General features: G+C 70.6%; 22 protein-coding genes and 1 pseudogene. 12 read left to right on the top strand and 11 right to left on the bottom strand.

All coding sequences use genetic code 11. The annotated features are described in order from the left end of the window. Positions 1–33: 33 nt before the first annotated feature. Positions 34–876 (bottom strand): NAD(P)H-binding protein, encoded by an 843-nt coding sequence (locus tag ACGFU7_RS29580; RefSeq protein WP_393699722.1) that lies wholly within the window; start codon positions 874–876, stop codon positions 34–36. Positions 877–1,039: 163 nt separating this feature from the next. Beyond that, complete coding sequence (locus ACGFU7_RS29575) at positions 1,040–1,816, bottom strand: phosphodiesterase (protein ID WP_393699720.1); 777 nt, start codon at positions 1,814–1,816, stop codon at positions 1,040–1,042. 149 nt (positions 1,817–1,965) lie between these two features. On the opposite strand from ACGFU7_RS29575, the gene ACGFU7_RS29570 reads away from it, so the two are divergent. Continuing rightward, positions 1,966–2,403: a GNAT family N-acetyltransferase gene (locus tag ACGFU7_RS29570; RefSeq protein ID WP_393699719.1), complete on the top strand. Its 438-nt coding sequence runs from the start codon at positions 1,966–1,968 to the stop codon at positions 2,401–2,403. Positions 2,404–2,455: 52 nt separating this feature from the next. On the opposite strand, the gene ACGFU7_RS29565 is transcribed toward ACGFU7_RS29570, so the two are convergent. From ACGFU7_RS29565 to ACGFU7_RS29545, 5 genes are all read right to left on the bottom strand, one after another. Next, positions 2,456–3,028, bottom strand: a complete 573-nt coding sequence (locus ACGFU7_RS29565; protein ID WP_393699717.1) for a GNAT family N-acetyltransferase — start codon at positions 3,026–3,028, stop codon at positions 2,456–2,458. Between the two features lie 39 nt (positions 3,029–3,067). Further along, on the bottom strand, positions 3,068–3,385 hold the full coding sequence (locus tag ACGFU7_RS29560) for a hypothetical protein (RefSeq protein WP_393699715.1): 318 nt from the start codon (positions 3,383–3,385) through the stop codon (positions 3,068–3,070). 163 nt (positions 3,386–3,548) lie between these two features. Further along, a complete protein-coding gene (locus ACGFU7_RS29555) occupies positions 3,549–4,709 on the bottom strand; it encodes a hypothetical protein (RefSeq protein WP_393699714.1) in 1,161 nt (386 codons plus the stop codon). 85 nt (positions 4,710–4,794) lie between these two features. Continuing rightward, a complete protein-coding gene (locus ACGFU7_RS29550; protein WP_393699712.1) occupies positions 4,795–5,688 on the bottom strand; it encodes a universal stress protein in 894 nt (297 codons plus the stop codon). A 26-nt stretch (positions 5,689–5,714) separates the two neighbouring features. Continuing rightward, positions 5,715–6,719: an Acg family FMN-binding oxidoreductase gene (locus ACGFU7_RS29545; RefSeq protein WP_393699710.1), complete on the bottom strand. Its 1,005-nt coding sequence runs from the start codon at positions 6,717–6,719 to the stop codon at positions 5,715–5,717. A 388-nt stretch (positions 6,720–7,107) separates the two neighbouring features. Here ACGFU7_RS29545 and ACGFU7_RS29540 point away from each other — a divergent pair. Then, positions 7,108–7,348, top strand: a pseudogene (locus ACGFU7_RS29540) (hydrolase); the annotation flags it as partial. 66 nt (positions 7,349–7,414) lie between these two features. Here ACGFU7_RS29540 and ACGFU7_RS29535 read toward each other — a convergent pair. Together ACGFU7_RS29535 and ACGFU7_RS29530 are read right to left on the bottom strand one after the other, a co-directional pair. Further along, positions 7,415–8,839, bottom strand: a complete 1,425-nt coding sequence (locus tag ACGFU7_RS29535; protein WP_393699709.1) for a sensor histidine kinase — start codon at positions 8,837–8,839, stop codon at positions 7,415–7,417. Next, positions 8,836–9,570 carry a response regulator transcription factor gene (locus ACGFU7_RS29530; protein WP_393699707.1) on the bottom strand — a complete coding sequence of 245 codons (735 nt, stop codon included), beginning with the start codon at positions 9,568–9,570 and terminating at the stop codon, positions 8,836–8,838. The genes ACGFU7_RS29535 and ACGFU7_RS29530 overlap by 4 nt, the downstream gene beginning before the upstream one ends. 183 nt (positions 9,571–9,753) lie before the next feature. Between ACGFU7_RS29530 and ACGFU7_RS29525 the strand changes: the two genes are divergently transcribed. Genes ACGFU7_RS29525 through ACGFU7_RS29515 form a run of 3 tightly spaced genes read left to right on the top strand, consistent with a single transcriptional unit; the run spans position 9,754 to position 12,390 of the window. After that, on the top strand, positions 9,754–11,169 hold the full coding sequence (locus tag ACGFU7_RS29525) for a ferric reductase-like transmembrane domain-containing protein (protein ID WP_393699706.1): 1,416 nt from the start codon (positions 9,754–9,756) through the stop codon (positions 11,167–11,169). Between the two features lie 23 nt (positions 11,170–11,192). Continuing rightward, positions 11,193–11,633 (top strand): FMN-binding protein, encoded by a 441-nt coding sequence (locus ACGFU7_RS29520; RefSeq protein ID WP_393699704.1) that lies wholly within the window; start codon positions 11,193–11,195, stop codon positions 11,631–11,633. Positions 11,634–11,667: 34 nt separating this feature from the next. Beyond that, a complete protein-coding gene (locus ACGFU7_RS29515) occupies positions 11,668–12,390 on the top strand; it encodes an FAD:protein FMN transferase (protein WP_393699798.1) in 723 nt (240 codons plus the stop codon). A gap of 25 nt (positions 12,391–12,415) precedes the next feature. Here ACGFU7_RS29515 and ACGFU7_RS29510 read toward each other — a convergent pair whose 3' ends face one another. Then, complete coding sequence (locus ACGFU7_RS29510; RefSeq protein WP_393699702.1) at positions 12,416–13,069, bottom strand: TetR/AcrR family transcriptional regulator; 654 nt, start codon at positions 13,067–13,069, stop codon at positions 12,416–12,418. A gap of 121 nt (positions 13,070–13,190) precedes the next feature. Between ACGFU7_RS29510 and ACGFU7_RS29505 the strand changes: the two genes are divergently transcribed. The 4 genes from ACGFU7_RS29505 to ACGFU7_RS29490 all read left to right on the top strand — a co-directional run bounded on the left by ACGFU7_RS29505 (position 13,191) and on the right by ACGFU7_RS29490 (position 16,231). Then, positions 13,191–13,751, top strand: a complete 561-nt coding sequence (locus ACGFU7_RS29505) for an NAD(P)H-dependent oxidoreductase (protein WP_393699700.1) — start codon at positions 13,191–13,193, stop codon at positions 13,749–13,751. Positions 13,752–14,013: 262 nt separating this feature from the next. Then, complete coding sequence (locus tag ACGFU7_RS29500) at positions 14,014–14,511, top strand: SigE family RNA polymerase sigma factor (RefSeq protein WP_393699698.1); 498 nt, start codon at positions 14,014–14,016, stop codon at positions 14,509–14,511. Beyond that, positions 14,504–14,875: a hypothetical protein gene (locus ACGFU7_RS29495; protein WP_393699697.1), complete on the top strand. Its 372-nt coding sequence runs from the start codon at positions 14,504–14,506 to the stop codon at positions 14,873–14,875. The genes ACGFU7_RS29500 and ACGFU7_RS29495 overlap by 8 nt, the downstream gene beginning before the upstream one ends. Before the next feature lie 78 nt (positions 14,876–14,953). Then, a complete protein-coding gene (locus ACGFU7_RS29490; RefSeq protein ID WP_393699695.1) occupies positions 14,954–16,231 on the top strand; it encodes a mannosyltransferase family protein in 1,278 nt (425 codons plus the stop codon). 116 nt (positions 16,232–16,347) lie between these two features. On the opposite strand, the gene ACGFU7_RS29485 is transcribed toward ACGFU7_RS29490, so the two are convergent. Beyond that, positions 16,348–16,938, bottom strand: coding sequence for a hypothetical protein (locus ACGFU7_RS29485; protein ID WP_383960350.1), 591 nt, complete (start codon positions 16,936–16,938; stop codon positions 16,348–16,350). Between the two features lie 129 nt (positions 16,939–17,067). Here ACGFU7_RS29485 and hemL point away from each other — a divergent pair, with 129 nt between their 5' ends. From hemL to ACGFU7_RS29470, 3 genes are all read left to right on the top strand, one after another. Further along, positions 17,068–18,384 (top strand): glutamate-1-semialdehyde 2,1-aminomutase, encoded by a 1,317-nt coding sequence (hemL, locus tag ACGFU7_RS29480; protein ID WP_393699693.1) that lies wholly within the window; start codon positions 17,068–17,070, stop codon positions 18,382–18,384. Continuing rightward, positions 18,381–19,073, top strand: coding sequence for a histidine phosphatase family protein (locus ACGFU7_RS29475; protein ID WP_393699691.1), 693 nt, complete (start codon positions 18,381–18,383; stop codon positions 19,071–19,073). Before hemL ends, ACGFU7_RS29475 begins: the two co-directional genes overlap by 4 nt. A gap of 627 nt (positions 19,074–19,700) precedes the next feature. Further along, the gene (locus tag ACGFU7_RS29470; RefSeq protein WP_393699689.1) at positions 19,701–20,945 is read left to right on the top strand and encodes a hypothetical protein; all 1,245 of its coding nucleotides are present in this window, start codon (positions 19,701–19,703) and stop codon (positions 20,943–20,945) included. The last annotated feature ends 33 nt before the right edge of the window (positions 20,946–20,978 follow it).

The raw sequence follows: 20,978 nt of genomic DNA, 5'->3' as shown, positions 1-20,978 counted from the left end.
GGTGCCGGGACGCCAAGGTGCCGGGGTGCCGGCTCAGGGGCGGAAGGCGGCCGCGTGTTCCTCGGCCCAGGCGGCGAAGGTGCGGGCGGGGTGGCCGGTCAGCTTCTCCGTATCGCCGGTCACCTCGGCCGGTGAGCCGTCCGTGGCGGCCGAGTAGGCGAGCAGCGCGTCGGCGATCGGCTCGGGAACGAAGGGGGCCATGGACTCCTTCCATGCCTCCTCGGTCACGGTGTTGACGGTGATGGGGCGCCCGGACGCCGCCGCCAGCAGGCCGACCTGTTCGGCGGCGGTGAGCGATTCGGGGCCGGTCAGGTGGTACGCCGCGCCCTGCAGCCGAGGGTCGGTGAGAACGGCGAGGGCGGCCTCGGCGACGTCCGTCGCATGGATCGGGCTGGTGTGGCTGCGGGGGTAGGGAAGGCCGACGGAGCCGTGGGCCCGTACCGAATCCGCCCACTGGTACGCATTGCTCGCGAAGGCGCCGGGGCGGAGCAGCGTCGTGGTGAGGGGCGAGGCCGTAAGGGCCTGCTCCACCGCGTGGTGGGAGGCGGCGATCGGGTTGTCGTGGGCGTCCGGGCCGAGGACCGAACTGGAGGACAGCAGCACGATGTGGCCGACCCCGGCGGTCTCGGCCGCGGAGAGGAAGGCGTCGATGCCGGACGCCTCGGCGTAGAGGAAGACGGAGTCGACCCCGTCGAGAGCGGTCGCGAAGGTGGTGGGATCGCCGAGATCGCAGGCCACGATCGGTACGCCGGCGGGCAGGGCGGTGAGTGTCTCGGGGTTGCGCGAGGCGGCACGTACGGCGTGGCCGTCCCGGTGCAGAAGCGAGACGAGCGTGGAGCCGATACGGCCGCGGCATCCGGTGACGAGAGTGAGCATGGGGTGGGGGTCTCCTCTGGCGTTGATCTGCTCTGAATTTTTATCTGTGATGCACATAAGCTGCGCGACGCAGATAAATATCCTGGAGGAGGGCCCGCCCGTCAAACGTTTTCGGGCGGGCCCGTGGTCCGGGGCTCGTCGTCCGGGGTGCGCGGGCCCGTGGCTACGGCACGACGCGGTAGTGCGTGGTGATGCGCCCGCCCGCGCCCTGGTCGCCCTCGTCCAGGACGTGGAAGGCGACCCCGGGCGGCGCCACCAGGTCGGTCAGCCTCTCGCCGCTCTCCCAGGGCAGGCGCAGCGTCGACACGACTCCGGGCGCCACGAGCAGGGGGCGTCCGGCGAAGGTCGCCGCCATCGCGGTGTGCGCGTGTCCGGTCAGGATCGCCGGGACGTTGTCGATGGGGCGCTCGGCGAGGAGTTCGGCGAACCGGGCCGCGTTGGTCAGGTTCGTCGAGTCCAGATACGGGTGGTGAACGGCGGCCGGGGGGTGGTGGAACGCGGGGATCGCCGGGGTGTCGCCCAGGTCGTCGAGTGTGCGGGCCAGCCAGTCCAGGGTCTCGTCGTCGAATCGGCCCGCATCCTCGCCGGGGATGGTCGAGTCGCAGAGCAGCAGGGCGTAACCGGCCACGTGGTGCAGCCGGTTGACGGGGGCGGCCGGGCGCGCCCCGTCGTCCGGTTCGCCTGCCAGCAGGACCTTGCGGTAGGCGCTCCGGTCGTCGTGGTTGCCCGGACACGGGAGAGCGGGCGCGGTGAGTCCGGCCAGCAGCCGGGCCGCCTCCGCGTACTCCTCGGGAGCGCCGTGGTCCGCGATGTCGCCGGTGACCAGGACCGCATCCGGCTGCCGGGTCAGGGAGTTGAGGTACGTCACCACTCGGGTGGCCCGGTCCGTGGCCCGGTCGGTGCCGTCGAGATGCAGATCGCTGATGTGTGCCAGCAGCATCGGGTCGTCCTCCGTAGGTCGGCGAAATCAATCTAATGGTTTATACGTTACTGACCATTAGATCGATGGGTGGGGTGCCCGCGCAAGACCCGGGCGGAACCGGGCGGAACCGGATGGGCCCGGGCGGTCCCGGCACCTACAGTTCCCGCATGAAGATCCTCGACCTCGAACCCGGCGATGCCCGACTGGCCGCCGACCTGCTTCCCGTCCTGCGCGAACTCCGCCCGCACCTCACCGAGGACCTCTTCCGGGAGGTGTACGAGAAGGGGCACGCACAGGGGCTTCGGTTCAGCGCCGCCTACGACGACGAGGGTGCCTGCGTGGGTGCGGCCGGCTGGCGCATCGTCGACAACACCAGCCGGATCCGGATGCTGTACGTCGACGACCTGGTCACCGCCGAAGGTGCCCGTTCCACCGGTGTCGGCCGTCGGCTCCTCAGGCATCTCGAAGGGCGGGCCAGGGAGGCCGGCTGTCTGCACCTCAACCTGGACTCGGGCACGCAGCGCACCGACGCCCACCGCTTCTATCTGCGGGAACGGCTGAGCATCGGCGCGTTCAACTTCGACAAGGCCCTTGATCTGGACTGAGCTCAAGGGCCTGGGTGTGGCCCCGGGTCCGGGCCGGAGCGCGGGCCGAGTTTCAGCGTCCCGCGTCAGGGGCGTCAGGGGCGTTTGGGGCGTCAGAGGCGTCCGGGGCGAGGTCCAGCTGCCAGTTGTTCGTCAGCAGCGCATGGCCGGGCGGGTACTCGAAGTCGCACTCGCCGACCAGGGTGAAGCCCGCCTTGCGGCACACCGCGTTCGACGCGCCGTTGTCGACGGACGGATAGGCGTGCAGAAAGCGGTGCTTGTGCTCGGTGCGGGCCTGTTCGGCGACGGCCGTCGTGGCGGCCGTCGCGATGCCCAGGCCCTGGTATCCGGGGAGGACGGACCACCCCGTCTCGTACACCTCCCGGCCCTGCCAGGTCCGCTCCCAGAAGCCGATCGTGCCCACGGCCTCGTCCCCGTCGGCCAGGGTGATGCGGAACATCCTGCCTGCGCCCGTCCGGTCCGCGCTCATCGCCACGTAGCGCTCGTGACGCGTGATGAGCTGCTCCTCCGTCTCGGGTCCGCCCAGATGGTCCATCAGCTCCGGTGCGTTGGCGCGGCGGAGCAGCTCCAGGTCGGCGTCCGACCAGGGCTCGATCCGTACGGATGATGAAGCGGCGCGTTCCATGCCAAAACTGTAGGACGCGGCACTGACAGTCGGACGGGGCTAGCCCCTTCGAGCAGGTGCCGGCGCTGACCGGCCGGGATCCGGGCCGGCGGCCTCCCGGCGCGTGACGCCGGGGGCCGGAGGGTGCGTGTCCGGTACACCCGGACCGTCGTAGAGGCCACCGAGCCTCGTGTACGCGCCGTCGACGATGTCCTCGGCGTCCACCAGCATCGCGCGCTCGGCCAGCCGCGCCGCCTGATGGGTGTACGGGGACGGCGGCGCGGGGTGCCGACGCCGCCACCAGCTCTCGCACGCCGCGTAGATGCCGCCGGCGAAGACCAGCACGGGGATGGACAGGGCCAGCAGAGTGTCGCCCATGGCAGGCCTCCTCACGACGCAGAACAACGTAGATGACTCCTGCATCGGCAGGATCGGCAGGTCAACTGAAGATCATTCTTCGGCCAATGAATGGCCGAATGCGGGTGATTGAGGGACGGCGCGGGGTCGGGGGCCCGGGGCAGGCGCCCCCGGCCGGCCCGGACTACCGGCTCCACACATGCACGGCGTCGCCCGACTCCGACACTGTGTACCAGGTGCCGTCACCGAGGGCCGTGACTCCGCCGGATATCGGGAAGGGGTACACGATCTGCGCGGTCACCCGCATCTGCGCCGCGTCCGTGCTCACCAGCCAGTGGCGCTGCTCGCCGTACTCCTCGTCCCTCTCCGACGTACCGGCGATGACGGTCTCCTCGTCGAGGAAGCCGCACTCGTAGTCCCAGAGCGACTCGTCGGCGTCCTCGTCGTCGGGACCGGCCTCGGGGTGGCGGGCAATGGTGTTCTCGGTGTCGAGTTCGCACAGCACGGAACCGTCGTCGATCCGGTGCACGCCGAGCGTCTCCTCGTAATGAGTCACCGTCAGGAAGCGCTCGCCCGAAGGGCTCACCGCCATCAGGACCCGCTCGTCGTCGCAGAACCGCTCGACGGAGAGCTTCTCGCCGTCCCACCGGCCCCACAGCATCGGCACCCCGTCCTGGCCCTCGCCGACACTCAGTCCCATCCGGGAGGGGTCCGGGTGCGGGACGTGATCCGAGCCCGCGGCCACGGTCTCCGCGTCCGCCCGGCCGAGCACCCGCCCGTCGGCGGCGTCGATGACCAGCCACTCGTCCAGCGCCTCCGGGTCGGGTCCGGCCGCCGCGACGGGGCCGCGGATGTGGGCCCACACGAGTGTCCCGTCCGCCGAGAACACGGCCGAGCCGCTGTCCGCGTACAGATGCGAACGGCCGGTCGCGTACTCCTCGTGCGTGGTGTGGAGGGTGCGGCAGCTGCCGTCCCAGCAGCCGTGCCGGACCTCCCAGCGCACTGCGCCCGTCGGGTCCACCGCGCGCAGCGCGTGCACCCCGGCGAAGACCGCGAGATCACCGCTCGGCGCCACCGTGCAGGTGCCGAAGCGGCGGGGCCAGGGGGCGGGGAAACGGATCGCCGGGGCGTCCTCGGTGTCCGGGTCGACGGCGACCAACTCGGTGTCGCTGCGCTGGAGAAGCAGGCGCCGGCCGGGGGCGGGCTGTCCGTCGCCGGACGCGGGCCGTATGTCCTCCTGCTGTGCGGGCCACCGCAGGAGGTGCGGGGCGTCCGCCGCGTCCTGCTTGCAGTCCAGCGGTGCGGCGAGCGTGGCGACAAGACGTGCGGCGGCAGCGTTGGCCATGGGTGGCCCTCCCCCTCGTACATGAGTGCATCGGTACGAGGAGAACCGTACGACCGGGGACCGACAGTCGCTCGCGCTGTACGTCTCAGGCTCGGGACGGAAGGTACGTATCAGGGACGACGGCGACCGGGCAGGGCGCGTAGTGCAGCATCGCGTGATTCACCGGACCCAGATGGAATCCGTGCCATCCGTCGGTCCGCCGGGCGCCGACGACCAGCAGTTCCGCACCTGCGGCGGCTTCGATCAGTTCCTGGTGCGCCGGTCCCTGCATCACCGACCTGTGGATGGTGGCGTCGGAGGAACCGGTCCGGTCCAGCACCGCCAGTACCTCGTCGAGGTGTTCCTCGGCCTGTTGGTGGTGTGCGGAAGCCGGGGAACCCGAGAGGAGCGGATGGCTCAGGGCCTCGTGGGCGGGTCTGCGCCAGGCTCGTACGGCGATCAGCTCGCCGTGGCGCGATGCCGCCTGGCCGAGTGCGAAAGCGGCGGCTGCCGAGGGGCCTGCGGCGTCGCCGATCCCGACGACGATGCGTCCGGATTCCGGCGGGGTGCTCGGCGCCGTTGCCTGGACCACCACGACAGGGCAGTGGGAGCGGCCGGCGAGCGCGAGGCTGATGGACCCCAGGAGCATCCCGGCGATCCGGCCCCGGCCGCGGGAGCCGAGGACGACAAGGGCTGCCTCGTGGCTCTCCCTGACGAGTGCGGCCACCGGGTCCTCGGGCTGCACGGAGGCCACCACGCGCACCTCGGGGCCGAGCCGTTGCGCGCGTTCCTGAGCCACGGCGACGAGATGCTCGGCGAGGATCTCGTCGGTGGGACGCTCGGTGTCGGAGGCGGGGTGCGTGCCTTCGTAGCGCTCCCACAGCGACGCGTGGACGACGCGCAGGGGGAGCCGTGCGCGTGCCGCTTCCGCCGCTGCCCAGTCCAGGGCACGGAGACTGCCCTCTGATCCGTCCACTCCGACGACTACGGGGAGCTGCATCGCTCCCACCGCCTTCCTGGGTGTTTCTACGGTTCGATCGTCAGCACCTGGTCCAAGGGGCGACGTGGCGTGCGTGGTCCCGTGGGCCCGTATCCCAGGCGGACGATCATCTGTGCGTGCCCCGCGCCGAAGACCGGGTCGCGCAGGAGCCATCGCAGGTCCGGCCATTCGATGGGCTGCGTCGCGAACGAGGTGGACACATTGTGGAGCGTGGCGGTGAGCAGTACGCGCTCCAGCGCCTGACCTGCGCTCAGCCAGTCCATCGGGTGGTCGCCCGGGGTGCTCAGCAGGGCCAGTTGCGGCTGCTTCTCGAACGGGACACGTGCCCGGCCCGGGATCACACCGGTTCCCGCGAAGTCGCGGGTGGTCGCTCGTTCGGAGGCGTCGCGGGGGCCGAAGGCGTAGTCCGGGATTCCGTCGACGGGTGCCTCGGTCTTCGTGTCCCGGGTCCAGTATTCCTGCTCCGCCACCCGTGCCGGGTCCCCGCGGTCGTATCCCTCGGCGTCCCGGATCAGTTCGAGCACGGTCTGCAGATGCGGCGGGACCAGGAACGAGAAGTCCGCGCCCTCGATACGGGCCGCGTCGGCGAACTGTGCGCAGATGTCCTCGGGGATCGCCTGCTCGTCGAACGGATAGCGACTGGTGTGCCGGTCGCGGATCGCAGGGTGGAGAGCGGCGAGCGCTTCATTCTCGGGCTTCCGCGGGGCGTCGGCGGGGCGGATACCGAGGCGGACGGTGGCCAGTACGGCCGGGGCCGACGGTTCGGGCAGCAGTGCGGTGGCCGCGTCCAGGCCGTGGTGGGCGGCGGACACCCGCAGGTTCAGCAGTGCCGCGCCGCAGCCCACGTGCAGTGCACGGGTGGCGGGGTCGGCCTCCGGCATCGCGCGGTCGAGGTCCGCCACGAGAGTGAGGGTCCGGCCGGCGCGTGTGTAGCGGAACTGCCAGGGCTGGGCGTTGTGCATGGACGGGGCGGTGGTGGCATCGGCGACGAGGCCGGTCAGCGTTGCGTCGTCGAGTGTCTGGCTGGGCATCGGAACTCCCGGAGATCGGGAACGGTCGATGGTCTCTTCAGCATGGAACAGATGTGGGCCGGGTGGTACGGGTCTCTCGTCCCTCCCCTCCCATGCTCCGGACGGGTCCGACGCCCCGGACCGTTCTTCAGGCCTCAGGAGCCTCGGCCCGGGGACCGTACAGCTGCGGCAGCCCCGTCCGCGTTCCGTGCAGCCGCTCCGCCGCGGGTCACCGGAGGGCTGCGGCGGCCGCGCGTGCCCGAACCCGGCCACGACTGCCTGTTGTGAACGATATGCGCGGTTCCGGGGGGACGCTCGGCCGCGATGCCGTACGGAGTCCACGACGCGCCCGTACACCGCAACCGTGGTGCCATGAAGAAGAGCCCCTGACGAAGGGACCGCCGCGGTCATGGCAGCCGCAGTGTCCCCGGCACCGTGCCTCCGCTCCGTGCGGGCCGTGGTCTTCGATACCGACGGAGTGATCACCGGCTCCGCCCGGAGCCACGCCGCAGCCTGGAAGAAGGCGTTCGACGCCTTCCTGCCGGCCGGTGAAGGGCAGCGGCCGTTCGACGCCGTCGACGACTACCTGCGCCACGTCGACGGCAGGTCGCGGAGGGACGATGGCGGCGTTCCTGGCATCGAGGGGGCTGGGCGCCGGTGGCCGGCGGGGTGAACGGCCGGCCCTGAACACACTCCTCGGCGCCACCGTCCCGTGGTCAGTGGGGGAGTGTCATCTCGAAGGATGTGTGCCCGGGACGGCTGTCGACCTCGATGGTGCCGCCGTGCGCGGTGACCACGGCGTGGACGATCGACAGGCCGAGGCCGGTACTGCCGGTTTTCCGGGAGCGGCTGTGATCCGCGCGGACGAAGCGGCCGAAGATCTCGGGCCGGAGTTCCTCGGGAATGCCCGGCCCGTTGTCGGTCACGGTCAGACGGGCGACGGTGTCCTCGGCGCGGAGCCCTACGGTCACCTCGGTGCCGTCGGGAGTGTGGGTGCGGGCATTGGTGAGCAGGTTGCCGATCGCCTGGTGGAGGCGGTGTGCGTCACCGGTGACGGTCACGGGCTCTTCGGGGAGGTCGAGCAGCCAGCGGTGGGCGGGGCCCGCGGCCCGGGCGTCCTCCGTCGCGTCGAGGACGAGCAGGGTCAGGTCGACGGGTTCGTGGTCCAGGGGCCGCCCGGCGTCGAGCCGGGCGAGGAGCAGCAGGTCGTCCACGAGGCCGCTCATCCGCCGGGATTCCGCCTCGATCCGCTCCAGGGCGCGCACGACCTCGGCGGGTACGGGGCCGTGGTGGCGCAGGGCGAGTTCGGCGTGGCCGCGGATATTGGCGACGGGGGTGCGCAGTTCGTGGCTGGCATCCGCGGCGAAGTGCCGCAGTCGTTCCTCGCTCGTCTGGCGTCGGGTGAGCGCGTCTCCGACATGTCCGAGCATGCGGTTGAGAGCGGTGGCGACCTGCCCGACCTCGGTGCGCGGATCGGTGACGGGCAGCGGCCTGGGCATGGCGACCTCGCCACTGGCGAGCGGCAGCCGGGCCACGTTCGCGGCCTGCGCGGTGACCCGGTGCAGGGGCCGCAGCGAGATCCGTACCCACAGGGCTCCTGTGACGCCGGTGGCCAGCAGAGCGGTGCCGAACACCATCGCCTCGACGACTTCGAGCCGGTGCACGGTCTCTTCCACGGGGTGCAGCGGCAGTCCGGTGATCAGGACGTCGCGATCGTCACCGGTCACTGCGGTGACCCGGTAGGCCCCGAGTGCGGAGAGGCGGATGCTGTGGCCGTCCGCGTCGACCGGGACGGCGGCCAGGGTGCGCCTGTCCCCGGCCGTCAGCGGCACAGGGCGGTCGGCTGCCTCGTCGACCACGGCCGCCTGGGTGACCGTCCCGTTCAGCAGCCGGGCGCCGAACGTGTGCTCCGACTGTCCGCGGGTGTCGGGGCGGTTGTCGGCGTCCGGCCTGGCCTCGTGCTCCAGACTGGCCGCGAACCGGCCGCCGGACGCGGTGAGCTGCTGGTCCAGGCGGCGTACCAGGAAGCCTTCGAGCGCCAGGGCGGTCGTGATGCCGACGGCGAGACAGGCGACGGCGAGCAGCAGGACCAGCCCGGCGGTGAGCTGTCCCCGCAAGGTGTGCGGCACGGGCCGCCTCACGAGAGGCCCGGCTTCAGGACGTATCCCACACCCCGCACCGTATGGATCATGGGGGCGCGGCCGGCGTCGATCTTCTTGCGCAGATAGCTGATGTAGAGCTCGACGACGTGGGCACGGCCGCCGAAGTCGTAGGCCCAGACCCGGTCGAGGATCTGCTCCTTGGACAGCACCCGGCGCGGGTTGCGCATCAGAAACCGCAGGAGCTCGAATTCGGTACGGGACAGCTCGACGATGTCGCCCCCGCGTCTGACCTCCCTGGCCTCCTCATCCATGGTGAGCTCGCCCACGGTCAGCCCGTTCCCGCCCGGTCCGCTCGCCGTTCCGGCCCGGCGCAGCAGCCCGCGCAGCCGGGCCAGCACTTCTTCCAGGCTGAACGGCTTGGTCACGTAGTCGTCGCCGCCTGCCGTGATGCCGGCGATACGGTCCTCCACCGCGTCGCGGGCGGTCAGGAACAGCACGCAGACGTCCCGGGCCTCACGGCGCAACTCCCGCAGCACCCGCAGGCCGTCCATGTCGGGCAGCATCCGGTCCAGTACGACGGCGTCCGGCCGGAAGACACGGGCCTCGGCGACGGCGGAGGCACCGTCCGCGGCCGTACGGACCTGCCAGCCCTCGCCGGTCAGCGCTCCGGCCAGCACCTCGGTCAGGTCCGGTTCGTCATCGACGACGAGGACCCGCACCGGTTCCCCGTCGGGCCGGCGCAGGGACGGCTGCGTGCGGTGGTTGCTCATGGTCTGTCCAGCATCCCCCGGCCCGGGGCGCGGCTGCCCGCCCGAATCCTCTGAGTTCCCTCTGAATTCCTGCTGGTAACCGGCCGGACAGGGCGGGCGGGCGTTCGGTTCAGAAGGTACGCAGAGGATGCGCTGCAAATCTGGCGAAGTCCACCGCACAAGCGGATCTTCCCGAGGAGCGTCATGGCCGGCACACCCCTGACCACCAGGTACGCGAGCCGCGGCCTGAGCCACCGGCGGCCACCGCGAAACATCATCCCGATTCTCGTCCCCGGACTGATCTGGACGGGTGCCGCGGCCGTCCTGGCCCTGTGGTGGAGCGACACCACCGCCGTCGTCGGCCCGGCCGGATGGCTGACCGGCGCGGGGCGCATCACCGGCCTCCTGGCCGGGTACGCGTGCGCCGTCCTGCTGGCCCTCATGGCGCGTGTCCCGCTGCTGGACCACAGCATCGGAACCGACCGGCTGGCCCGCTGGCACGCGATGGGCGGGCGCTGCACCATCTCGTTGGTCCTCGCCCACACCCTGCTCATCATCTGGGGATACGCCGTCGCCTCCCGGACGAACGTGGTGGACCAGACTACGCTCCTGGTCCTGCACTATCCGGACCTCCTCAAGGGAACAGCGGGCTTTCTGCTCCTTGTCATCACGGGAATCGTCTCGGCGCGGTCCGCCCGCCGCAAAATGAGTTACGAGACCTGGCACTACCTGCATTTCGCCACTTATCTGGCCGTCTTCCTCGCCTTCGGCCACCAGCTGTCCAACGGAGCGGACTTCGTCGCCAACCGCCCCGCGCAGCTCGCCTGGTACGCCCTCTACCTGGGTGTCGCCGCCCTCATCGCGTGGTACCGGTTCGCCGTCCCCGTACGCCGTGGACTGCGTCACCGGCTGACGGTGTCCGCCGTCCGCGCCGAGGCCCCCGGTGTCGTCTCGGTCCATCTCACAGGCCACTACCTGGACGAACTAGGAGCTCGGCCGGGCCAGTTCTTCCGCTGGCGCTTCCTCACTCGCGGACTGTGGTGGACCGCCAACCCCTACTCGCTGTCCGCAGCGCCGCACCCCCGCCATCTGCGGATCACCGTGAAGGCCGACGGATCCCACAGCAAGGCCCTCGCCCACCTCGCCCCCGGCACCCGGGTCTGGGCCGAGGGTCCGTACGGCGGCTTCACCGCGGAACGCCGCACCGCCCCCAAGGTTCTGCTGCTCGCCGGTGGCGTCGGCATCACTCCACTGCGGGCGCTGTTCGAGACGTTGCCCGGACAGGTGACGCTCATCTACCGGGCCCGGCGGACCGAGGACCTCGCCCTGCGCGCGGAGCTCGACGCGATCGCCGCCGCCCGCCCCACGACGCGCGTCCACTACGTCGTCGACGACCACCCCGCGCCGTCCGCTCCTCACCCGGGCCCATCCCCCGCTCCGGATGCCGCCCCGCCGGTCCCCCTGCTGACCCCGCACGCTCTGAGCGGGCTCGTCCCGGACCTGGCCGAGCACGACGTCTACCTCTGCGGTCCGCCCGGCATGACCGATTCAGCGATACGCGCGCTGCGCGGCGCCGGGGTACCGCGAAGCCGGATCCACCACGAGTCATTCGCGTTCTGATGAGCACCCGGAGGAGAACCACCGTGCGTCGAGCCGTCCTCATCACCGTCGGTACCAGCGGGCTGATCGTGGTGCTGCTGTCGTTCAAACCCCACCAGATGCCCGGCACGGCCGAAGGTTCACCCCGGCCCGCCGGCACGACGTCCCCGCACACCTCGGCGAGCGCGCCACCGGGCACCCACACCGCATCCGGCACCTTCACCGGCGATCCCGTCGACACCCAGTACGGGACGGTGCAGGTGGCCGCCACCCTCGTACGGGGAGAGCTCACCGCCGTACGCGTACTCCAGGCACCGAACGAGAACGGCCGGGACCAGCAGCTCGCCGCCTACGCCCTGCCCCGCCTGACCCAGGAGGCTCTCGGAGCCCAGAGCGCGCACATCGACTCCGTGTCCGGGGCCAGCTACACCAGCCAGGGATACATGCAGTCGCTCCAGAGCGCACTGGACAAGTCCGGTGCGTGACACCGAACGCGGCCTGCGCCATGCCGAGCATGTGATGGGCACCGTCTTCTCCTTCGACATCCGCCAACGCCCCACCGCGGCGATCCGCCGCGCCCTCGACGAGGCCGTGCGCGGGCTGCACCACGTCGACGAGGTGTTCTCGACCTACCGTCCCGACAGCGTCATCAGCAGGCTCGGCCGGGGCGAGTCCGGACTCGACGCCTGCCCGGCCGAGGTCCAGGACGTCCTCGCGCTCTGCGCGGAAGCGACCCGGACCAGCGATGGCTGGTTCAGCACCAGCCCGGGCGGCACCCTCGACCCCTCGGGCCTGGTCAAGGGCTGGGCGGCCGAAGCCGCTTCACACGTCCTGTACGAGGCGGGCGCACGGAACACGTGCGTCAACGCCGGAGGCGATCTCCAAATGCGCGGCGAAGCATCCCCGGGCACCCCCTGGCGCATCGGCATCGCCCACCCGCTGCGCCCCGGAGAACTGGCCGCCGTGGTGACCGGACATGATCTGGCCGTCGCCACCTCGGGAACCGCCGAACGCGGAGCCCACATCCTCGACCCGCACACCGGAGAGCCGGCCCGTGCCCTGGCCTCTCTCACCCTGACGGGCCCCCGGCTGACCATGACGGACGCCTACGCCACCGCCGCGTTCGCCATGGGCGCGGTGGCACCCGCCTGGCTCGAATCGCTGGACGGGTACGAGGCGCTGGCCATCACACCCGACGGGCAGGAGTGGCACACCCCCGGCTTCGGCCGCCGACGGGCTTGACGCGCGCCCTCGCGGTGCCCGGCGACTAACGAGTCGCCCCGAGTCGCGTGACCAGGTGGTGCCAGCCTTCCTCCAGGCGCTCCAGCGGGATGCCGCGCTCCTCGGTGAGGTGGTGGACGAGGGCGGTGTCGATGGATCCGAGCAGGGTGTGTGCGAGCAGTTCCGGGTCGCCGGCCACGTTCGCCCGACGCAGCAGCATCGTGATGTGGCTGAGCCGCAGATGGCGGGCCGGGACGGTGTAGTTGCGCAGCGGGTCGGTCCGGCTGGCCAGGATCAGGGGGTGGTGATCGCGTTCGTGGCGCAGGACGGCGGGCCCGAAGGCGTGCAGCCGCTCCGCCGCGGGGGCGCCGGGGCCCAGGGGCGGCGGGCCCGAGAGGAAGGCGGCCTGGAGCTGCTCCTCCCGGTGGTCCAGGAGCGCGAGCAGGAGTCCGGCTCGGTCGCCGAAGCGCCGGAAGACGGTGCCTTTGCCCACCCCTGCGGCGGCGGCCACCGATTCCATGGTCAGGTTCGCCGCTCCGCACCCGGTCAGGAGCCGGGAAGCGGCGTCCAGCAGGCGCGTGCGATTGCGCGCCGCGTCCGCCCGTAGCTGCGGCGGTCCACCGGTCGGGGCGAGCGGGAGACTTCTGCGCGCCTCGCCGGGGTCGGGCGGCCTGGGCGGCGGGGAAACGGGACCGGTCATGGACTCAGAGTAGCGCCCGGAAGGAATAAGTGGACCCTAGTCCGCTTAAGTGGTACAACTTTCAATGGACCGCGGACCACGGTCCGCTTGTTCCGTAGATTCCGCCCTCCGGGAGTTCTCCATGTCTGTACGCATCCTCGCGCTCGTCGGCAGCCTCCGCGCCGGCTCGCACAACCGTCAGCTCGCCGAAGCCGCCGCCAAGCACGCCCCCGCGGGCGTCGACATCGAGCTGTACGAGGGCCTGGCCGACGTGCCCTTCTACAACGAGGACGTCGACGTCGAGGGAAGCGTCCCGGCCGCTGCCGCCCGGCTGCGCGAGGCGGCCGGTCGGGCCGACGCGTTCCTGCTGTTCTCGCCCGAGTACAACGGCACCATGCCGGCCGTCCTGAAGAACGTCATCGACTGGCTGTCCCGCCCGTACGGTGCCGGCGCCATCTCCGGCAAGCCGGTCGCCGTGGTCGGTACCGCCTTCGGCCAGTACGGCGGCGTATGGGCGCAGGACGACGTCCGCAAGTCCGCCGGCATCGCGGGCGGTGTGGTCCTGGAGGACGTCAAGCTGTCCATCCCCGGCTCCGTGACGCGCTTCGCCGACACCCACCCCGCCGACGACGCCGAGGTCGTCACCGCGCTCACCGAGGTCATCCGCCAGGTGACCTCGCAGGCCACTTCCGCGGCTGCCTGACCCCTCACGGGCACCTCGTCGAGGCGCCGACGAAGACCGGCCGCGCCGATCGGGGCGTCACCGGCACCGCCGTGCGGACCGACGCCGAGGCGGAAGCCCCCGGACTTGCCCGACTCACAAAGGGTCGCCGCAACACTCACGTGTTGCGGCGACCCTTTGGTGTGTGATGACCGTCACGCTGATCTTTTTGGGTGCGGTGTCGTCCGGATGCGGGGCGCCGGGCGTATGCCCGGTGAGACCGCGGAGATCCAGGAGCTGATTGTTGACCGTCGAGGAGTTCGAAGAGTTCTATGCGCAGACGGCCGCCCGGCTGACGGGGCAGTTGCTTGTGATGCTCGGCGACCAGCACGAGGCGCAGGACGTGGTGCAGGAGGCTTTCGTCAAGGGCTGGAGCCGACGGCGTCAGCTCGACCGTGACGGGCAGCCCGAGGCGTGGATCCGTACGGTCGCCTGGCGACTTGCGGTGAGCCGGTGGCGCGGGCGGCGCCGCACAGCGGATGCCTGGCAGCGCAGCGGTGCCCCGCCCCATATGGAGGCGCCCGGCCCGGAGTCGGTGGCCTTGGTACAAGCGCTGCGGGATCTGCCGTCCAAACAGCGCCGCACGCTGGCCTTGCACTACGTATGCGATCTGACCGTCGAACAGATCGCCGCGGAGACCGGTCTGGCGGCCAGCACCGTCAAGACGCATCTGTCCCGGGGCCGGGCCACGCTCTCGCACCGTCTGCAGGATCCGCGTTCCGAGGAGGGGCCCTGTGTCTGAACCCCAAGACCCGCTGCGGTCCCTGTTCAAGGAGGCCGCCGCCACCGGCCAGTCCCGCGCCCGTTCCGCTCCGCTCTCCTTCATCACCGAGCGCGCGGAGCGCATGCGCAGGCGCCGGATCCTTGCGCTGGCTGTCGGAGCCTGCCTGGTCTTCTCCGGCGCCGGCGCGGCCGTGGCCGAACTCCTGCCCGACAGCACGGGCACCACCGTCCCGGCCACCACTCCCTCCACCCCCCGGCCCTCTCCTGTGTCCTCCCTGCCCTCTTCACCCCGCACCAGCCCGCCGCCGACGGGCATGCCCTCCCCCGGCCAGAGCGCATCGGGGGCATCGACCGCTCCCTCGCAGAGCAACCCGCCCCGCTGACCTCCCGCCTCCCGTGCCCCAGGTGACGCCTACCCGGGGCCGTTCGGCACGCGCGAATCCGACCCAGGAGATCCTGTTGTGAGCCTTTCGTCCCCCCATCGGCAGCGTGTGCGTCCGCCCGCCCGGACCAGGACCACTCCCGGACCGCCCCGCGATACCCCGTCACCGAGCACGACATCCTTCGACCGGCTGTTCCTCCAGCGGCTGCCTCTCCGGCGGCTGTTCCTGCGGCTCAAGCCCGCCGACCGCGAGGTGCTGTGGCTGTACCTGCTGACCCGGGCAGGCATCTGGATCACCGCCTACTGCACCCGCTGGCTGTTCCCCGACGACCGCCAGACCCGCCATGCCGCCTCGTTTCTCTCACCGTGGCAGCGGTGGGACTGGTGGCACTATCTGCACATAGCCCAGGACGGCTACTTCCCGGGCCGGTCCGGCCCCTGGATATCCGGCTGGGACAACAGGGAAGCCTTCTTCCCCGGCTTCCCCTTCGTGCTGCGGGCCGTCCACACCGTCATCCCGAGCTGGCCCGCGGCCGGTGCGCTGATCTCCCTCGTTGCCGCAGGCGTCGCCGTACTGGCCCTGGCCCGGATCGCCCGGCTGCACCTGCCGCAGGACAACGCGGGGCAGCGCACGGTCCTGTTCTTCCTGCTCTCCCCGTGCGCCGTCTTCCTGGCCGCCGGCTACACCGAAGCGCTCTTCCTCGCCCTGGCCCTGCCGGCCTGGCTGGCCGCCCAGCGCCTCAACTGGCCGCTCGCGGCCGCCCTGACGTGCCTGGCCACCACCGTCCGTGTCAGCGGTCTCTTCCTCGCCGCGGCCCTCGCGGTCCACTTCCTGGTCACCGCCCGCACCCCCGCCCACTGGCGCGCTCTTCCCTGGCTGGCCCTGCCCGCCGTCCCGCCATTTCTTTACAGCTGGTACCTGCACGCGCACACCGGCGACTGGATGGCCTGGAAACACGCCGAGGAACGCGGCTGGTACCGCGACTTCCACGCCCCCTGGGAAGCCTGGCAGAACACCTGGCACGCCGCCTTCGGGCATTCCCAGAGCACCGGGTACGCCCTGATGAGCCAGGCCGAACTCCTCACGATGCTGGTCGGCATCGGCCTGTGCGGCCTGCTGATCCGACAGCGGCGCTGGCCGGAAGCCGTGTACATCGGCCTGAGCCTGTGGGCCCTGGGCACTTCCTACTGGTACACGTCCATCCCCCGCGCGACCCTCCTGTGGTGGCCCCTGTGGACCGGCCTCGCCGCCTGGAGCCTGCGCAATCCCCGCGTCCAGACCGCCTGCCTCGTCATCGCGGCACCCCTGATGACCGTCTTCGCCGTCACGTTCCTCTCCGGACGCTGGGCCGGCTGACCCACACCCTGCGGCCGACCCCGGATTCACTCCGCGTACGCACTCGCATCTGCTGCCGCCGAGTCGGACGTGTATCCGCAGTCCAGCGGGCCGTGCGTCCCGGATGGAAGCCCGGGTCAGGGCCACACCAGGCAGTACGCCTGATGTCCCGCGTCATGCAGACGATGGCTGAAATCCTGCCACTCGTGCAGCAGTTGGTAGACGTTGAACGCGTCGCGCGGGCCGCCGCGGTCCGGGACCGTGGACCAGATGAAGGCTGCGGCACCCACCGTCTCCTCGCCGACGCCGCGCAGCGGGTCGACGACTGTCATCGGGAGCTTGACCACCGCGTAGTCGGGGTGCAGAACGACCAGTTCCAGCGGGGGGACCTTGTGCAGGGGTATGCCCTGGATGCCGGTGAGGACCATCGCCGCCACCGTCTCCGGCTTGATCTTGGTGAACATGCCGCCCATGCCCAGTTCGTCGCCGCCGAGCTCCTCGGGGCGCATCGAAATGGGCACGCGTGCCGCGGTCGCCCCGTCGGGGGCACCGAAATACTTGTAGGTCACCCCCACCCGGCCACCACTCCTGCTTCCGGCTCCGACACCCTGCGCACCACCGGCCTGTATGCCCTGCTTGCGTTCCGCCTCACGCCGGTGCCGACCCCGCCGGGCAGGCTCGGGCCCCAGGTCGTCGGTCCCTTCGCCCACTCCGCCACCGCGATGCATATCTCATCCACCCGACTACTACTTAGGAGACACAGCCCCCGCCGCGCAACCCGATCATCGTGTCAGTGACCTCCCCCACGGGCGTGCGGTGAAACACCTGTCCGCAAGACCGTCTGTGGCTCTGACACCATGGCTTGTGTGAGCTTTCCCTATGACGCCCCAGTTTCGCAGACGCTTTTCGACCGCGCGTCCCTCGTGACGCCCGGCGGCGTGAACTCTCCCGTCCGTGCCTTCCGGGCCGTGGGCGGTACGCCCCGCTTCATGGTGTCCGGTACCGGTCCGTACCTCACCGATGCCGATGGCCGTGAGTATGTCGACCTCGTGTGCTCGTGGGGGCCGATGATCCTCGGCCATTCCCACCCCGAGGTCATCGCCGCAGTCCAGGAGGCTGTCGCCCGCGGCACCTCGTTCGGTACGCCCGGTGAGGGCGAGGTCGCGCTCGCCGAGGAGATCGTGGCCCGGATCGAGCCCGTGGAGCAGGTGCGACTCGTGTCGTCCGGCACCGAGGCGACCATGTCCGCGATCCGCCTCGCCCGCGGGTTCACCGGCCGCGCCAAGGTGGTGAAGTTCGCCGGCTGCTACCACGGCCACGTCGACGCGCTGCTCGCCGCCGCCGGGTCCGGGGTCGCGACCTTCGGCCTTCCGGACACCCCGGGGGTCACCGGTGCGCAGGCCGGCGACACGATCGTGCTGCCGTACAACGACCTGGACGCCGTGCGGGAGGCGTTCGCCGCGCAGCCCGGTGAGATCGCCTGTGTGATCACCGAGGCGTCGCCGGGCAACATGGGCGTCGTACCGCCGCTGGACGGTTTCAACGCCGGGCTCAAGGAGATCTGCGCCGCCAACGGTGCGCTCTACATCTCCGACGAGGTCATGACCGGATTCCGTACCTCGAAGGCCGGCTGGTTCGGCATCGACGGGGTGCGGCCCGACCTGATGACCTTCGGCAAGGTCATGGGCGGTGGCTTCCCGGCCGCGGCCTTCGGCGGGCGTGCAGACGTGATGGCGCACCTCGCCCCGGTCGGTCCCGTCTACCAGGCGGGCACCCTCTCCGGTAACCCGGTCGCCACCGCCGCCGGTCTCGCCCAGCTGCGGCTGCTCGACGACGCCGCGTACGCGAAGGTGGACGCGGTCTCCGCGGAGATCCGCGGCCTGGTCGGCGAGGCGCTCACCAAGGAAGGTGTGGCACACACCGTGCAGGCGGCGAGCAACATGTTCTCCGTCTTCTTCACCGACCGGCCGGTGAGGAACTACGAGGACGCGAAGCAGCAGGAAGCTTTCCGCTTCACCGCCTTCTTCCACTCGCTGCTGTCGCAGGGCGTCTACCTGCCGCCGTCCGCCTTCGAGTCCTGGTTCGTCTCCACCGCCCACGACACGCAGGCCGTCGAGCGCATCGCCGCCGCCCTGCCCGCCGCTGCCCGTGCCGCATCGGAGGCCACCGCATGAGCGAGAACGGAAGCCGCAAGGACATCACCGTCGTCCATCTGATGCGGCACGGTGAGGTGCACAACCCGGAGGGCGTGCTCTACGGGCGCCGCCCCGGCTACCACCTCTCCGAGCTCGGCCGGCAGATGGCCGACCGGGTCGCCGAGCACCTGGAAGGCCGCGACATCACCCATGTCGTCGCCTCCCCGCTGGAGCGCGCCCAGGAGACGGCCACGCCGATCGCCAAGACGCACGGCCTCGGCCTGGCCACCGACGAGCGGCTCATCGAGGCCGGCAACGTCTTCGAGGGCAAGACCTTCGGGGTCGGCGACGGGGCGCTGCGCAAGCCGGACAACTGGAAGCACCTGACGAATCCGTTCCGGCCGTCGTGGGGCGAGCCGTACATCGAGCAGGTCGTACGGATGATGGGCGCCCTGGACGCCGCGCGTGACGCGGCGCGTGGGCACGAGGCGGTGTGCGTCAGCCATCAGCTGCCGATCTGGATCGTGCGCAGCTTCGTGGAGCGGAGGCGGCTGTGGCACGACCCGCGCAAGCGGCAGTGCACGCTCGCGTCGCTGACCAGCTTCACGTACCAGGGCGACAAGATCGTGTCGGTCGGGTACACGGAGCCGGCGCGGGATCTGGTGCCGGCGCATCTGCGGGCGGGCGCGAAGCCGGTGAAGGGTAAGTCGAAGGCGTTCGGCGCGTAGCCGGCCTGGGGGCCGGCGGGGTCGGGGTGGTGTGGGGTGCCCCCCCGGGGACCGGGCCCCGGCCCTGGCCCCGGCCCCGGTCCGTCAGTTTTCCCGGTCGTCCGGTTGCCGTTCTGTCCTCAATCGCCGGACGGGCTTGATTTTTCCGCCCGTCCGGCGATTTTGCTGCCGCGACGGGATTGGTGCCCCGAGGCCGGTGATTTTGTGCCTGCGACGGGGCTGGTGCCCGAGGCCGGTGATTTTGTGCCTGCGACGGGGCTGGTGCCCGAGGCCGGTGATTTTGTGCCCGCGATGGGGCTGGTGCCCGAGGCCGGTGATTTTGTGCCCGCGACGGGATTGGTGCCCCGAGGCCGGTGATTTTGTGCCCGCGACGGGACTGGTGCTCCGGGGGCGGGGATTGATCCCCGGCCGGCGGCTGATGACTCCGGCGGCGATTGATCACTCCATCGGCGGTTGAGCTCTGCTCCCGCTGCGTCCAATCAGGTCGGCCACGCGTTCGGCCAAGGCCAAGGTCTGGTCGCGCACAGAAAAATGTGCTAGATCGCGGAACCCCCGTGCTGCTTCTCTCATCTAAGCCTTTGCCAGTTTGTATGGAAATAAGGCAAAACGACCGCAGATGGGGAACTCATGCGCGACATCAGCCGAAGGGGTTTGCTCGGAGCCGGGCTCGGGGCCGCGGCGGCCATCGGTCTGGCGGGGTGCAACTCCTCCGGTTCGGTCCGGTCGGGGGCGGATACGGGGACCACGGGGGAGAAGGGTGCCGGCGGGCACACCGGACCCGCGAAGAAGGACGTTCGCGAGATCGGGGATGGTTCCACCGCGGACACCGGGAAGCAGCCGCACCAGCCTTCCGCGCCGGTTCCGCTCGAACCCGGGCAGACGCCACCGCAGTTCGTGATCTTTTCCTGGGACGGGGCGGGCTCGGTCGGCAACGGGCTCTTCCCGCGCTTTCTCGAACTCGCCAAGGATCACGACGCGTCGATGACCTTCTTCCTCTCCGGCCTCTATCTGCTGCCCGAGTCGAAGAAGTCCATGTACCGGCCGCCCAACAACCCGGTCGGTGCTTCCGACATCGGTTATCTCACCGATGAACACATCAAGGAGACGCTGAAGAACGTCCGTCAGGCCTGGTTCGACGGGCATGAGATCGGCACCCACTTCAACGGGCATTTCTGCGCCGGTTCCGGATCGGTCGCGAACTGGTCGTCCTCCCAGTGGCAGGACGAAATAGATCAGGCGGTCTCCTTCGTCACCGAATGGCGCACCAACACCGGCTGGAGTGACCTCGATCCGCTGCCTTTCGACTACCGCAAGGAACTGGTCGGCGGCCGGACTCCCTGTCTGCTCGGCCAGGACAATCTGCTGCCCACGGCGAGCAAGCTCGGCTGGCGCTACGATGCCAGCTCGCCCGGCGGCACCCAGGTGTGGCCCCGCAAGCGCCAGGGCGTCTGGGACCTGCCGTTGCAGGCCATGCCGTTCCCGGGGCACACCTTCGAAGTCCTTTCGATGGACTACAACATCCTCGCCAACCAGTCGCAGAATTCGACCAAGGGCATGCCCTCGCGTTATCCGGACTGGCGCGAGCAGGCCACCCGGTCGTATCTCGCCGGTTTCGACCGTGCGTACACCACGAATCGCGCGCCCTTCTACATCGGAAACCACTTCGAGGAGTGGAACGGCGGCATCTATATGGACGCGGTCGAGGAAGCGCTCAAGAAAATCGCGGGGAAGCCGGATGTGCGGCTCGTCTCCTTCAAGCAGTTCGTCGACTGGCTCGACGTCCAGAACCCGGACGTGCTCGACAAGCTCCGTACGCTGGAGGTCGGTCAGTCGCCCGAAGGCGGCTGGAACACCTTCTTTAAACAGGCCTGACAACGGGCTTTACGGGCACCGAGGGGGGTGCCC

The sequence above is a fragment of the Streptomyces sp. NPDC048473 genome, assembly GCF_043200155.1.
Lineage (GTDB): Bacteria > Actinomycetota > Actinomycetes > Streptomycetales > Streptomycetaceae > Streptomyces.
The sequence above is the reverse complement of the archived record's forward strand: the minus strand, read 5'-3'. Positions and strand labels throughout refer to the sequence as shown.